Here is a 14,912-nt window from a genome sequence, read left to right as displayed (position 1 = left end):
CTCATTCCTTGGCCGTGATTCCGGTTCCAGGGCCATGGTGTTGCTCCATGGCTCGACGCAGCAGTGCCGCCCCCCGGTAGGCCCCGTGCACGAACTTGCTGTAGGGCACCAGCAGGAAGAAGCCCAGCACCGTGCCCAGGTGCAGGGCCAGCAACAGCCCCATGGCCGCGGTCTCCCGCAGGGCCAGCAGTACCAGGCCGGTGGCGGCCACCGCGAACAGCAGACCCAGCAGGGCGTAATCCGCCGGCAGGGTTTCCGCTGCGGTGGGTGCCGGGTCCCCCCGCCGTTTCACCCACACCAGCCCGGCCGTTCCCGCCATCATGCCGACACCCCCCGCCGTGCCCAGCAGCACCGGCAGGCTGAAGAAGGGGTAGGGTGCTTCCAGGGCCAGGAAGTGATGATAGCCGGCCGCCACCGTGGTGGAGGCCAGGCACAGCAGGAAACCATAGAACAGGGCATGGTGAAAGCCCCGTCGCCATTGGGTAAAACGCCCGTCCACGTCATTGCAGCCGCCGCCCCCGCCGTCCAGGTTGCGCAGGGTGAGCAGGTCCGCCGCCGCCCGGGGCAGGGCCCGCCACCAGGATGAGGCCGGCGGTGCGCCCCGACCGATGTCCCGCCAGAAACGGGCCACCCCGATGCCCAGGGCCAGCATCGATGTGCCCAGGGTGATCAGGGCCAGCGTGGTCATTACCCCCCAGGGGATCACCGCGTAGAAGGCCCCTGCCTCCCGGTGCACGGCAAACAGGGTGTCCCAGGGCACCAGTATCAACGTGAGCAGGGGGATCAGCAGGGTGGCGACCAGGCTCACCATGAGGGTGGCCGGACCGCTGCGGGCCAGCAGGGCGGCGAAGGCACGGGGCCAGGCGTAACGGCGGTAGCTGTCGTGGCGAACCCGGGCCAGGGTGGCGGGCACGTTGATGGCGAATTCGTGGGGCGGGGCATACTGGCAGGCATACCAGCAGGCCCGGCAGTTGTGGCACAGGTTGGCCAGGTAATGGAGGTCGTCCCGGGTGAGGTCCGGGCGCTGTTCCGAGGCGTGGAACACGGCGCAGTAGCCGGTGCAGTAGCTGCAGACGTTGCACAGGTTCATCACCCGCCGGGCCTCGGCGAGCGTTGTGGAGGAATCCGGGGGGCTCAGTTCAGGCATTTTTCTCCCTCGGGGCGCGGTGTCAGGACCCGGCGGGCGGCTTCCTCCCCGGCGATGCGGCCAAACACGGCGCCCACGGTCAGGGCGGCACCGGCCACGTAGCCGGTGCCCAGGACCGTGGGAGCCATGATCATCCCCGCCGCATGAAGACCGTCGCAGGGCCGGCCGTCGGCCGTCATGATCCGGGCCCGGGCGTCCACCTTGAGGCCGTGGCAGGTGAAGGTGATGCCGGGGGCCATGGTCCAGGCATGGAAGGGCGGGGTGGTCAGGGGCAGGGCGCGGCGGGTCTTGGGCGGTTCCAGGCCCTCGGTGTGGCCGTCCTCCGGGCCATCGGGCCGCAGGGCCGCGTGGTAGCGATCCACCGTGTCCCGCAGGATGGCCGGGTTCAGTGCCAGGGTCCGGGCCAGTGCCTCCAGGGTATCCGCCCGGTGGGTGGGATAGATGGAGGGTGGCGCCCGGCGCAGTCCCGCCGCGTCCAGGATCAGGTGGGCCCTGGCACCGGGCAGGCGGGCCACCCGGCGGCCCCAGAAGGAATACCGGCGCGGGGTGATCTCCGCCCCTTCATCCTGAAACCGGCGTCCGTCCCGATCCACCACCAAGCCCCAGGGCATGCCGTCCACCCGGGTGACGATACCGCCGTCGGCGGCGGGGGCCATGGCATTCACCGCCACCAGATGGCAGGCCCCGGGAACCCCCGCCGGCGCCGCGCCCTGGGCCAGCAGGGACAGCAGGATCTCGCCCCGGACATGGGGGCTGCCCCGGACCAGGAAGGCCGCGGCATCGATGCCCCAGGTCCGGGACAGGGCCTCGGGGTTGGCCTGATAGCCGCCGCTGCAGATCACCACGGTGCGGGCCGAGAGGGTCAGTGATGACCCTTCCCGGCATGCCGGAAGGTGGTGGTGGTCCCCGGCCCGCAGCCGGACATCCAGAACTTTCGTGTCGTGCAGGATCTCCACCCCCAGGTCTTCGGCGGTTCGGGCCAGGGCGTTGATCATGGCCCTGCCGCCGCCCAGGAAGAAGGCGGTCTTGCAGGACCAGGGAAGCATGCCGTCGCCGGTGGGCTGGAACCTCACGCCCTGGGCCTGCAGCCAGTCAGGTAATTCCCGGGAACGCTCCGCCATCAGACGGGCCAGATCTTCATCCATGTGGCCGCCGCTGACCCGCCGCAGGTCGGTGAGAAACTCCTCCACGGTATAACGACCCGGGAACAGGGGTGAGGGCGTGTCGTGGACCAGACGCAGGTTGCGGGAGTGACGGGCGTTGCCTCCCAGCAGATGGCGGGGGGCACTGTCCACCAGCTGCACCGAGGCACCGGCCCGGCGGGCGGCGAGGGCGGCACAGAAGGCGGCGATGCCGCCGCCGATGACCAGGACATCGTTCATGACGGGGGCAGGGCGCCCATGGGGCGGCTGATGTCCCAGAGCCGGTCCAGGTCCAGATCCTCTTCCAGTTGCACTGCCAGGGCGTCCAGGGTGGCCTGGGTCTGCCTGGCATGGTGCAGCTCGCCGGCCTCGCCCCCCATGCGCCGGAGCCAGTGGCCGCGGAAGCCGTCCCCGGCGAAGAGGCCATGCACATAGGCCCCCATGACCCGGCCATCGGCGGACTCCGCCCCTTCCGGCCCCTCATCCAGCATGAGCCAGGGTCGGGCCAGTCCCGGCCCCGTGGTGCGTCCCATGTGCATTTCGTAGCCCTGCACCTGCTGTCCGCTGCGACGGTCCAGCTGATCCAGATCCAGCAGGCGCTTGTCCCGGGTGATGGTGGTCTCCAGATCCAGCAGCCCCAGGCCCGGTGTGTCGCCGGGCGGGCCTTCCAGACCCTGGGGGTCCCGCACCACCCTGCCCAGCATCTGGTAGCCGGCACACAGCCCCACCACGCCGCCCCCCTGGCGTACGTGGGCCAGGATGTCGATGTCCCAGCCCTCCCGCCGCAGCATCTCCAGGTCGGTGCGGGTGGCCTTGGACCCGGGCAGCAGGACCACGTCCGCCGCCAGTGGGATGGGTTCGCCGGGATTGACCCAGCGCAGGTTTACACCCGGCTCCGCCGCCAGCGGGTCCAGGTCGTCGAAATTGGCGATGCGGGACAGCCGGGGCACGGCGATCAGCAGACCCGATTCCGTGCGGGCACGGCGTTGCTCCAGGGCCAGGGAATCCTCCTGGGCCAGCCGGGCGGCGCCGTCGAACCAGCGTACCAGGCCCAGGCAGGGCCAGCCGGTGGCCCCGGTCATGTCCTCGCGGGCAGGATCGAAAATCCGCGGGTCGCCGCGGAAGCGGTTGACGATATAGCCGCGCACCCGGTCCCGCTCCGAGGCCGTCCATAGCTGGTGCGCTCCCAGTACCGAGGCGGTCATGCCGCCGCGGGCATCCTCCCCCAGCAGGGCCACGGGGATGTCCGCCGCCTCCGCCAGACCCATGTTGGTGATGTCCCGGGCCCGCAGATAGCGTTCGGCGCCGCTACCGGCCCCCTCCACCAGCACCAGATCCGCCTCGGCGGCCAGGCGCCGCAGGCTGTCCAGGACGGCGGGCATGAGGCCGGGCTTGAGATCCTGGTAATCGGCAGCGGCCCAACTGCCCAGCACCCGGCCCCGCAGCACCACCTGGCTGGTCAGGTCGCTCTGGGGTTTGAGCAGGACCGGATTCATGTGCACCGAGCAGGGGGCACCGCAGGCCAGGGCCTGCAGGGCCTGGGCCCGGCCGATCTCCCCCCGGGCAGGGCTGCCGTCAGGACCCGGCGGGGCATCCGCGTCGATGGTGACGGCGGCGTTGTTGCTCATGTTCTGGGCCTTGAACGGCCGCACGGTCAGACCCCGGCGGCTATAGGCCCGGCACAGGCCCGCCACCAGCAGGCTCTTGCCCACGTCGGCACTGGTGCCCTGGATCATGAGGATGCGGGCGCGGGCCGGGAGGTCGCCGCAGGGGGAAAAATGGATTTTTGGCATCCGCTGGATTGATTGTCCGTCAGTGATGGCCGGAGCATCCGGCATGTGATGATACCCGATGGTACCCAAACGGGCGCCCTGTGATGAAGTGCGCCTTTGCCTTTATCGATTGGTTGCCGCAGTATCGCCGTTGCAGGGCAATTGAGGTTTCAGTCATCAGGTACCGGTCGTTCGGGCCGCGGCCTTGGGAAGCTGGCATGGACATCCCGACACTTTTCCTGATCATTGCACTGACCAACATTCTGCTGGCGGTGGCCATGGCGTCCATGGCCGATCAGCCCGGACACGACGCCATGGGGCCGTGGTCCCTGGCTGCGCTGGTCAATGCCGGGGCCTACCTGGGTTTCATCTGGCAGGCCCACGCCGGTCATCCTCTCCTGCTGGTGGTGTCCAACGTGATGGTGGCCGCCTGGCTGGCCCTGGTCGGCGAGGGGTTTCAACGATTCTATCAGCACCCATGGCCCCGCTGGATCCTATGGATTCCGTTGCCCGTCATGCTGGTGGGGCTGTTGGCCTTGCTGGACAACCTTCCAGGCCGGGCCATCCTGGTGGCCATCCTCCTGTCGTATCAGACGATCGTGATCCTGTTCATGGTACTGCGCAATCGTCACGATACACCGGGGCGCGGACAGGTCATCATTGTCATCAGCCTGGTGGTGCTGCTGGTTCTGCTCGGTATCCGGGCGCTTATGGCGGGGCTGGGAGGCATGGACAGGATGACGAGCATCCTGCAGGCCAATGCCCTGCAAGTGCTGACCTTTCAGGCGGGGTTGCTGGCCATGATCCTGCTGGCCTTGGGCGTGATCGTGATGACTCATGAACGCACGGGACAGGTCCTTGCCGCCAGTGAACGTCGCTTTCGCATGCTGTTCGAGGAATCCCGTCAGCCGCTGACCCTGATGGACCAGGCTGGTTTTTTCACCGCGGCCAATCCGGCGGCTCTGGCGTTGTTTCACCTGCAACAGCCCGATCAGCTCATCGGCCGGCCGCTGACCGATTTCACGCCACCGATGCAGCCCGATGGCCGTCTCTCCATTGATCACGCCAGGGAGATGCGACGGCAGGCCCCGACCCTGGGCGGCCATGAATGCGAATGGCAGTGCCGGCGGGGAGACGGGCAACCCTTTGATGTCTTGCTCATGCTGACGGCCATTCAGTACGAGGAGCGACCGCTGCTGCACGTGGCCTGGAGCGACATCACCCGGCGCAAGGCCGCCGAGACACAACTGCGCATCAACGAGGAAAAGTTCCGGACCTTCGTCGAGGACGCCAACGACGTCATCTATACCCTGAATCTGGATGGCACCTTCCAGTACCTTTCACCCAACATCCGCGAACTCCTGGCACAGGAGCCGGAGGATTTCCTGGGCGGCCATTTCGCGGCCATCGTGCATCCCGACGACCTGCCTGCCTGTCAGGTCTTTCTGGAGCGGCTGCTTGCCACCCGAAGCAAGCAGAGCGGGCTGGAATACCGGGTGCGGCACGGTACCGCCGGCTGGCGCTGGCATGTCACCAACGCCTCTCCTCTGTTTGACAAGGATGACGGAACCATCATCGGCATGCTGGGCATTGCCCATGATATTACGGAGCGCAAGCAGGCTGAGGTCAGGATCATGCACATGGCCCATCATGACGGGCTCACCGCCCTGCCCAACCGGTCCTTGCTGTTCAGCCGCCTGGACCAGGCCATGGGCAGGGCAGGGGAAGCCGGCAGGATGCTGGCCCTGATGTTCCTCGACCTGGACAAGTTCAAGCCGATCAATGACACCCATGGCCATGCCGTCGGCGATCTGGTGTTGAAGCAAGTGGCGCGTCGCCTGATGTCCTCCGTGCGGGAAGCCGATATGGTGGCCCGTATCGGCGGTGACGAGTTCATCGTCATGCTGCCGGAGATCCGTCAGATGGAGCACGCCCTGATCGTGGCGGAAAACATCCGGCAGTCCCTTCAGGAGCCGTTTTGCTTCGACGGGCTGGAGCTGAGCGTCTCCACCAGCATCGGCATCGCCATTTATCCCGAGCATGGCCGGGACAGCCGGGAGCTGGCGCAGTATGCCGACATCGCCATGTACCACGCCAAGCAGGGCGGCGCCAACCGGATCCGGGTGTATGCCCCGGACCTGGGCACGGAAGGGGCCTGATCCCGGGTGTTATCTGGCCAGGGCCAGCAGGGCATCCAGATCCAGGTTCTCCTCGCAGTGATCCGCCAAGGCCTCCAGGGCCGCTTCCACCCGCGCCTCGTAATCCAGGGCGGAGGCCTGGGCGCCCACCCGTGACAGCCAGGCGGCCCGGAAGCCGTCGTCCCCGAAGATGCCGTGGACATAGCCGCCGGTGACCCGACCGTCGGCGGACACCGCGCCTTCCGGCCGCGGGCTGCCGTTGCCGTCGTCCAGCATCAGCCAGGGCCGTTCCAGGCCGGGGCCGTGGGTACGCCCCATGTGCATCTCGTAACCGGTGACCCGGCAGCCGCTCAGGGTGTCCCGGGCATCCAGTTCAATGAGCTTTTTCTCGGCGCCGATCTCCGTTTCCACATCCAGCAGGCCCAGCCCGGGGGTTTCTCCCGGTTCACCTTCGATACCCCGGGGGTCCCGCACCACCCTGCCCAGCATCTGGAAGCCGGCGCACAGGCCCACCACCCGGCCGCCCTGGCGCGCGTGGGAGAGGATGTCGATGTCCCAGCCTTCCCGTCGCAGCACCTCCAGGTCGGCGCGGGTGGCCTTGGAGCCGGGCAGGATGATCACGTCGGTATCCCGGGGAATGGGATTGCCCGGCTTCACCCAGCGCACGCTCACACCGGGCTCCGCCGCCAGCGGGTCCAGGTCATCGAAGTTGGCCACCCGGGAGAGCTGGGGCACGGCGATGTTGAGACCCCGGCCCTCTCCGTCGGCGGGGCGTTCCAGGGCCAGGGAGTCTTCCGCCGGCAGGCGGGTGGCCCCCTCGAACCAGCGCAGCACTCCCAGCGAGGGCCAGCCGGTGCGCTGGGTCATCAGTTCGCAGGCGGGCTCGAACAGGGACAGTTCACCCCGGAACTTGTTGATGATGTAGCCCACCACCCGGGCCTGCTCGGATTCGTTGAACAGGGCATGGGTGCCGACGATGGCGGCCAGGGCGCCGCCCCGGTCGATGTCCCCCAGGATCACCACCGGCAGATCGGCCAGTTGCGCCAGTTTCATGTTGGTGATGTCGGACTTGCGCAGGTACACCTCGGCGCCGCTGCCGGCCCCTTCCACCAGCACCAGGTCCGCCTGGGCGGCGGTGCGGTGGAAACTGTCCATCACCGCTGGCAGTAATTGGGGCTTCATCTTGTGGTAGACCTTGGCCCGGCAGTTGCCCAGCACCCGCCCCCGCAGTACCACCTGGGAGCCGATCAGGGTCTGGGGCTTGAGCAGCACCGGATTCATGTGGATGGAGGGCTCCACCTTGCAGGCCCGGGCCTGCAGGGCCTGGGCGCGGCCGATCTCTCCGCGGGGGATCTGTCCGTCAGGCCCCGGCGGCAGGTCGCTGTCCCGGGTGACGGCGGCGTTGTTGCTCATGTTCTGGGCCTTGAAGGGCCGCACATTCAGGCCCCGGCGGGTATAGGCCCGGCACAGACCGGCCACCAGCAGGCTTTTGCCCACGTCGGAGCTGGTGCCCTGGATCATCAGTGCCCGGGCCTTGCGGGGACCGGGATCGGGCATGGCGGGGAAGTCGATGGGGGCGGTGGGATCTTCGATCACGGGGGATACCTGGGCAGTGACGGTAAAGGCGATGGGTCAAGATACAGGCAGGCATTTGGCCTGGGCAAGGCGATGCCCTGAAACGACGAAGGGCACCCCGGAAGGTGCCCTTGCGTCAATGACGGCCCTGGCTGTCGTTCAGACGGCGCCTCAGGCGTTTTCCTTGATCTTCTCCTTGATCTTGGCGTCATCCATGCTCTCGGGCAGCTGCTGGTCCCCGCCGCCGCAGATCTTCACCTGCTGGGCAGTGCTGGAGGTGTTCTCCGGCAGCTGCTCGTCGCCGCCACCGCAGGCCTTGAGGGCGGCACCCTTGGCACCGGCACGCTTGCGGGGCGGTGCGCTCTTCCACTTGATGACCTGTTCCTCAAGCTGCGGCTCGGGCTTGACCAGGGTGCGGGAGGTGTCGAAGTTCCAGTTCACGGTCTTTCTGGACTGGGGACCCCAGTAGCCGGCCTTGCCCAGGTCGTAGAAGCGACGCTCGAAGGCACTCTTGAGGAACGCCTTGAGGCAGCCCAGCAGGTACTTGCGGCGCAGCGGGTTTCTTTCCCACGGATAGCCCAGGAAGGCCTTCTTCATGTAGAAGCGGCGGTAGTTGTGCATCACCCGGTCCAGCAGTTCGCCGCGGGTCATGGCCTTGGGCTTCATGATGGGGGTCACGAAGTTGTACTTTTCGAAGTCGAAGATCTCCACCTTGTCCTTCATCTCCGTGTACAGGTCGGAGAAGGGCCAGGGGGTGAACATGGCCCAGTTGGCCATGTCCGGGTTCCAGTCCATGCACAGCTGGAAGGTTTCTTCCAGGGTCTCGGCGGTCTCGTTTTCCAGGCCGACGATGAACTGGGCCTCGGTGACGATGCCGGCATTGCGCAGCAGTTCGATGGCCCGCTTGTTCTGGGCCACGGTGGTTTCCTTGACGAACATGTCCAGGTTGAGCTGTGCTGCCGCTTCGGTGCCCAGGGAGATATGGACCAGACCCGCCTTGCGGTAGAAGGGCAGCAGGTCTTCGTCGCGCATGACGTCGGTCACGCGGGTGTTGATGCCCCAGAGCACGCCCAGGTCGCGGTCGATGAGTTCCTGACAGAACTCCACGAACTTGGCCTTGTTGATGGTGGGCTCCTCGTCGGCGAGGATGAAGAAGCCGACGCCGTGTTCCTTCACCAGGATCTCGATCTCGTCCACCACCTTCTTGGGATCGCGCACCCGGTAGTCACGCCAGAACTTCCACTGGGAGCAGAAGCTGCAGGTGAAGGGGCAGCCGCGGGCCATGTTGGGGGTGGCCACCGGCACACCCATGGGGATGTAGATGTATTTCTTCCAGTCCAGCACGCCCCAGTCGGGGATGATGGAGTCCACGTCGCGGATGGTGGGCGCGGCGGGGGTGGCGACCACCTTGTCGTCCTCAATGTAGGCGATGCCCTTGATGTCCTGACGGCCGGATTCCCAGCGGCCCTCGTCCACGGCACGGACCACTTCCAGCACCACGGCCTCGCCTTCGCCGCGCACGATGGCGTCGATCCAGGGGGCTTCGGTGAGCACCTGCTGGAACATGAAGGTGGCGTGGATGCCGCCGAGCAGGGTCACTGCGTTGGGGCAGGCTTCCTTGGCGATCTTGAGGGTCTGTTCGGCCTTGTAGATGGCGGGGGTGACGGCGGTACAGGCAATGATGTCGGGCTGGGCTTCGGCGAAGATCCTGCGCAGATCCTCATCCGAGGTGTCGTCGGTCATGGCATCGACGAAGACGTACTCGGTGTAACCGTGGGTCTTGAGATAGCCGGCCAGATAGGCCACCCAGGCGGGGGACCACTTACCGGCGATTTCGGCGCCCCCGGAGTGGTAATTGGGATGGACGAAGAGGATTCGCATACGTTGCTCCCGCGAAAGGATTCATCACCCCCGGGGTCTCCCGCGGGTGAACAAGACAGGCGGGGCGTTCCTAAGTTCCCCGGAATGCCCGATCGTACCCGTGCATTTTTGGCACTGTCAACCTTGATGGACAGCCTGACATGCGCTGCGTCAAGGGCTTGTGTCATCCAGGTTCTCCGGGGCGCCGCCCTTGCAGACGGTGCGGTTGCGTCCCTGGGACTTGGCTTCGTAAAGGGCCTCATCCGCCAGGGCCAGCATTTCAGTCAGACTGCTGTCCCTGGCGGTGACGCAGACACCGATGCTGATGGTGACGGGCAGTGCGCCGACGCGGGTCACAATCGGTGTTTGATGCAGCTGCCGGCGCAACATGTCGAAGAGCTGATATGGCCTGGCCCCGGTGGGCATGGCGGCGATGATCAGGAATTCCTCGCCCCCCAGACGGCCGACGGCGTCGTAGGACCGCACGCTCTCCCGCAGCATGCGGGAAATGCCGCACAGGACTTCATCCCCGGTCTGATGGCCGTAGGTGTCGTTGATGGCCTTGAACCGGTCCACATCGCACATGCCGATGGCGAGGGTTTCGCCATTGCGGGCGCAGCGTTCCCGCTCCCTTTCCAGTCGTTCCAGAATGGCGCGGCGATTGGGCAAGCCGGTGAGGGGGTCATGGGTGGCCTGGTAGGCCATGTCTTCACGGCTCTGCAGCAGGGCATCCTGGAGTTGGATAATCCGGATGCCCACGCCCATCCTGGCCCGCAGTTCGCCGGCGTCGAAGGGCTTGATCAGATAATCGTCGGCACCGCTGTCCAGGGCGTGGATCAGGTCGGTCTTGGTATCCCGGCAGGTCAGCATGATGATGAACGCGGGCAGTTCGGTGTCCGTGGCACGCACCCTGCGCACCACTTCGATCCCGTCCATCTCCGGCATCATCCAGTCGAGTATCGCCAGCCGGGGGGCGTCGGGCATCTGCAGAATCCGCCAGGCTTCCATCCCGTCCCGGGTCTCGATCACTTCATGACCGGCCTTCTCCAGCAACGATACCAGCAGGGTGCGGGAAGTCAGGTCGTCTTCAGCGATCAAGATGCGCACCGGCGTGTTACCTCGGGTGGTCATGCCGTTGCGGCACTGGGTCATGGATCATTATCGGATAACTCCCGCAGCGCAAGCCGCAGGGCCTCCAGCAGTTCCTTGCATTGCTGTTCGAGATCCGGTAGCAGGTCGGCTGCGGCCTGGACATCTTCGCCTGCGGCCGTTTCCAGGCGCTGAGCGGCCAGACGCAGGTGCTCACCCCCGGTGCTGGTGGCGGCCCCCTTGATGGCATGGGCCTGGCGCCGGATCTGTTCCGCGGTGCTGCCGGGCGTGATCAGCAGCCGTTCCAGTGTTTCAACCTGACGGGGCAGATCTGCCAGCGCCGTTTCCAGTACCTTGCGAAGCAGGTTCCGATCTCCCTGCAGACGCCTTTCCATGCCCGGCCTGTCGAAGACCGGAGAACCGGGAGATGGCCGTATCGGCACACCGGATGGGGGGGGCTCATCCCCTGTATCCCGACCGAGCCATGGCAGCAGCGTTCGTGCCACGACTTCGGGTGTCAGCGGTTTGCCCAGGTGCCCGTTCATGCCCGCTTCACGACAAAGGACCTGCTCTTCGGGGGTGTTCTGGGCGGTCATGGCGATGATCGGTATGTTCTTGGCGGCAGGGCCGGCCTCTCCGCGGCGGATGCGCCGGGAAACCTCCAGGCCATCCATATCCGGCATCTGGATGTCCAGCAGAAGGAGGCCGTAGTCCCGATGCCGCAGGGCTGCCAGCGTGTCCCGGCCATAAGGAACGGTATCCGCCGACAGTCCCAGCTTGCGCAGGATGCCCATGGCCACCTCGCGGTTCACCGGGTTGTCATCCGTCACCAGGATGCGGGTGACGGGGCCGTTGACCTTGTCGAGCCCCAGTGTCGGCGCAGGGTGGAGCGCTGCCGAGGTGGTGGCTTCGAGGGGCATCGTGAACAGAAATGTGGAGCCCTGTCCCTCCCGGCTCTCGACCTGGATATCTCCGCCCATGATTTCCACCAGCTGTCGGCAGATGGCCAGCCCCAGCCCACTACCGCCATAGCGGCGGGTGGTGGAGGCATCCACCTGAGTGAACTTCTGGAACAGCAGGTCCAGCTTGTCCGCCGCTATGCCGATCCCGCTGTCCGCGACCGCGAATTGCAGCAGCAGGCGCCCCTGCTGCTGTGCATGTCGGCTGACGGTGATTCTTATGCCGCCTGCGTGGGTGAATTTGACGGCATTGCCGGTGAGGTTGAACAGGACCTGACGCAGCCGGGTCGGATCACCCAGCAGCCATGCCGGTACATCCGGTTCAATGTGATACTCCAGCGTGAGACCCCGGGCATGGGCGGCGGGAGCCAGTGGGCCGGTCACGCTATCCAGCAGTTCAGGAAGGCAGAAGGGGATTTTTTCCAGTTCCAGTTTGCCGCTTTCGATCCGTGAGAAATCCAGGATGTCGTTGATCAGGTCCATCAGGGTACGCGCGCTGGCCAGCAGGGCACGGATGTAACCGGCGTGCCGGGGTGCCATGGGGACGTCCCTGAGCAGTTCCGCCATGCCGATGATGCCGTTCATCGGCGTGCGTATCTCATGGCTGATGTTGGCCAGGAAATCGCTCTTGGCCTGGCTGGCTATGAGGGCGGCTTCCTTGGCCTGTACCAGTGCCTGCTGGGCCTGATGACGGGAAGTGGCGTCATGGACGATGGAAAACAGCAGGGTCTGACCGTCCAGCGCCAATGGTGTGGCGTGGACCTCCACATGACGGATGCTGCCGTCATGCAGGCGGTGTTGAAATTCAAACTTGCATTGGCGCTGCAGCAGGGCTTGCTGCATCGCCAGCCTGACTTCAGCCTCCGGCAGGTTGTTGATCTGGAAGATGCTCATGGTACGCAGTGTTGCCGGCTCATGACCGTAGAATCGGGCGGCAGCTGGGTTGGCATCCACGATGCTCCCGTCACGGGGGTTGATGAGCAGCATGACGGCACTGTTTTTCTCGAAAAAGCCGCGGAAACGCTGTTCACTTTCCCGCAGTTCCCGTTGCTGCTCACGGATACCGGCATCGGTCCGCCGCAGCAGCACGACCAGGAATCCGAGCAGGCCTCCCAGCAGCACCAGAGTCCATGCACCGGACAGGCCCAGGACCCTGCTGTGGGCCGCCTGGATTCCGGAAATCTCGTGCAACAGCAGCAGGTTGCCGATCCGATACCCGCCGGCGTCCTGAAATGGGAGGGCCGTCAGGCGCCACTGCCCGTCCCTGAATGGGACGTCCCGCAGGGCATGCATGGGCGGCGCGGTGACGAAGGGCGCAAGGATCTCCCGCAACAGTGGGTCGGAGGCATAGAGCAGCGTGCCTGACCGGGGCCGATGTTCGCCCGGCTGATGGCCCTCCGGTGCGGATACCGGTGCGAGGAAGGCCAGCTCCATGTCCGGTCGCAGATGGCTGCCGGCAAGCACCTGATCGAAGGGCAGCGCAAGCTCCAGGGTGCCGAGCAGCTGTTCCCGCGAGTCCAGGATCGGGCGGGTAGCCTGCATGAGCAGGTTTCCCGTCTCATCCAGCATCAGTCGTGATGGCGCCTGCTCCCCTGTCGGGGGGTATCCCCAAAGGGGGTGGAGTCTGGTGGGCATCCGGGTCGTGCAGGCCCGGCACTCGCCTTCCGTGGTCAGCAAGGCTGCGTAACGGAGTGGGTAGAGTGAGGCGAACTGATGCAGCAGATCGAGGACATCGCCCGTTGATGCGGCGTCATCGGGGTGGCGCAGTGCCTGCTCCAGGCTCGGGTGATGGATCAGCAGTTCGGCGCTGGTGTTCAGGATGCGCGCCTGCTCGCCCTGGAGATGGCGGATGTCTCTCACGACCCCGGTGTAGGCCTCCCGGCTGGACTCCCGGAGTTGCGCAGACTGGAGCCAGAGTACGATGAGATTGAAGCCGCTCACCAGCAGGATGAGCATCAGCACCAGCGGGATCAGCAGCCGGCCAAGGATGGGGCGGGGAGATTCGTGGAGCCGGTGTGTGGAGACAAGCGCGGCGGCAAACCCGATGAACAGGCTCCAGAAAAAGCCCAGAGGGAGGGCCGCCCGCCCGGCAATGTCCTGTTTCCACGTGCTTGCATCCACGTCGATGCCCAGGATGGCCGGTATGTTGCCGGTGTCGGGATCCTGGATGGGCAGGATGGCGCTGACCCAGGTGCCCCACTCGTCGGTCAACGGGCCTTCCACGAAGGGTCTGCCGTGTTCGAATGCGGCAACAAGCTCCGCCGAGTGCTCTTCGAATATCGAGCCGGGCGGCAGTTCAGCCCATTCTTCCCAGGGGGCGAATGGCTGATCCACCAGGAAGATCACCCTGCCGGTCGAATCCAGCCCCAGGAGATAGAGATAGGCATAGCGCTCGTTGCCGAGGCGTGCCTGCATCAGCCTGGACTGCAGCGAGCGGAAGGCTTCCAGTTCGGTATCGTCGGTGTGGCCGCTCAGGGCGCGGATCTGCTCAATGTCCAGGCCAAGCCGGACCCCCCCTGCCTTCTCCAGCAGTTCCTGGCGAAGTTTCAGGTCGATGTGCTGGATGGCGATGCTGCTCAGCAGCAGGCCGATACCCATGGTGATCGCCATCACAAACATGACGTGGCGGAGAGCCCAGCGATTCATCCTTACCCCGGTTGTAGACGAGGTAGCTTAACCAATATTTCCGGGGTGGTGCAGGTATCAACTGATGATTGATGGCGCTGTGCGCAGGAGCGGTGGCATGCCTGGATACGGGCAGGCCATTCACGGTTCCGGCTGCGCATCCTCCGGCCGGGTCACCCGGTAGCGGGTTTGTTCGTGACCGTCCCACAACACCGGACGTTCCAGCCATTTCTGGATGAAGTTCCATGACTGGCGGTAACCGTCATGGGGCAGGGTGCAGTCACTGCAGTCCTTGCGCCGCATGCCCCGTGGATCGGTGAAGACCGTGTAAGGCCCGGGACATTCATAGGCAATCAGCGGGCAGTAGCAGAACAGGCAGTTGAATTCCCGGGTGACGCCCCGGTGGCAGGGCATGAACGGGCAGGCGTTGTTGGTAAAGCCTTTGTAGGCCTCGTTTTCGGTGCTGTCTTTGGGCTCCATGGTGCTCCTCCGGGGCCTGCGCGGGAGGGGCAGGTTTGGGGATTGCCGGCCACTTGTCAAGCATGCCCGGGTCCGGGGAAAGTCCGATGACTGTACTATGCTTCATGCAGGGCGGATGCCCGTTC

At 65.8% G+C, this 14,912-nt stretch carries 9 protein-coding genes; 1 reads left to right on the top strand and 8 read right to left on the bottom strand.

What is annotated here, in order from left to right; genetic code table 11:
- Position 1: 1 nt before the first annotated feature.
- Genes tcuB through CKO35_RS00190 form a run of 3 tightly spaced genes read right to left on the bottom strand, consistent with a single transcriptional unit; the run spans position 2 to position 4,082 of the window.
- Complete coding sequence (gene tcuB / locus CKO35_RS00200) at positions 2 to 1,147, bottom strand: tricarballylate utilization 4Fe-4S protein TcuB (RefSeq protein WP_200171356.1); 1,146 nt, start codon at positions 1,145 to 1,147, stop codon at positions 2 to 4.
- Entirely contained in the window at positions 1,135 to 2,529 is a 1,395-nt protein-coding gene (gene tcuA / locus CKO35_RS00195) for an FAD-dependent tricarballylate dehydrogenase TcuA (protein WP_200171349.1), read from the bottom strand. Before tcuA ends, tcuB begins: the two co-directional genes overlap by 13 nt.
- Positions 2,526 to 4,082, bottom strand: coding sequence for a cobyric acid synthase (locus CKO35_RS00190; protein WP_242466933.1), 1,557 nt, complete (start codon positions 4,080 to 4,082; stop codon positions 2,526 to 2,528). The genes tcuA and CKO35_RS00190 overlap by 4 nt, the downstream gene beginning before the upstream one ends.
- Before the next feature lie 197 nt (positions 4,083 to 4,279).
- On the opposite strand from CKO35_RS00190, the gene CKO35_RS00185 reads away from it, so the two are divergent.
- Positions 4,280 to 6,220 (top strand): sensor domain-containing diguanylate cyclase, encoded by a 1,941-nt coding sequence (locus tag CKO35_RS00185; protein ID WP_200171348.1) that lies wholly within the window; start codon positions 4,280 to 4,282, stop codon positions 6,218 to 6,220.
- A gap of 9 nt (positions 6,221 to 6,229) precedes the next feature.
- Here the strand turns inward: CKO35_RS00185 and CKO35_RS00180 are convergent, their stop codons facing one another.
- The 5 genes from CKO35_RS00180 to CKO35_RS00160 form a co-directional block, all read right to left on the bottom strand.
- Positions 6,230 to 7,756 (bottom strand): cobyric acid synthase, encoded by a 1,527-nt coding sequence (locus CKO35_RS00180; RefSeq protein WP_200171757.1) that lies wholly within the window; start codon positions 7,754 to 7,756, stop codon positions 6,230 to 6,232.
- Between the two features lie 189 nt (positions 7,757 to 7,945).
- Positions 7,946 to 9,655: a magnesium-protoporphyrin IX monomethyl ester anaerobic oxidative cyclase gene (gene bchE, locus CKO35_RS00175; protein ID WP_200171346.1), complete on the bottom strand. Its 1,710-nt coding sequence runs from the start codon at positions 9,653 to 9,655 to the stop codon at positions 7,946 to 7,948.
- Positions 9,656 to 9,805: 150 nt separating this feature from the next.
- On the bottom strand, positions 9,806 to 10,786 hold the full coding sequence (locus CKO35_RS00170) for a GGDEF domain-containing response regulator (RefSeq protein ID WP_242466932.1): 981 nt from the start codon (positions 10,784 to 10,786) through the stop codon (positions 9,806 to 9,808).
- Positions 10,783 to 14,292, bottom strand: coding sequence for an ATP-binding protein (locus CKO35_RS00165; RefSeq protein ID WP_200171344.1), 3,510 nt, complete (start codon positions 14,290 to 14,292; stop codon positions 10,783 to 10,785). Before CKO35_RS00165 ends, CKO35_RS00170 begins: the two co-directional genes overlap by 4 nt.
- Positions 14,293 to 14,448: 156 nt before the next feature.
- Complete coding sequence (locus CKO35_RS00160; RefSeq protein ID WP_200171342.1) at positions 14,449 to 14,787, bottom strand: cysteine-rich small domain-containing protein; 339 nt, start codon at positions 14,785 to 14,787, stop codon at positions 14,449 to 14,451.
- Between the last annotated feature and the right edge of the window lie 125 nt (positions 14,788 to 14,912).

The sequence above is a fragment of the Ectothiorhodospira shaposhnikovii genome, assembly GCF_016584105.1.
GTDB classification, from domain to species: domain Bacteria; phylum Pseudomonadota; class Gammaproteobacteria; order Ectothiorhodospirales; family Ectothiorhodospiraceae; genus Ectothiorhodospira; species Ectothiorhodospira shaposhnikovii.
The sequence above is the reverse complement of the archived record's forward strand: the minus strand, read 5'-3'. Positions and strand labels throughout refer to the sequence as shown.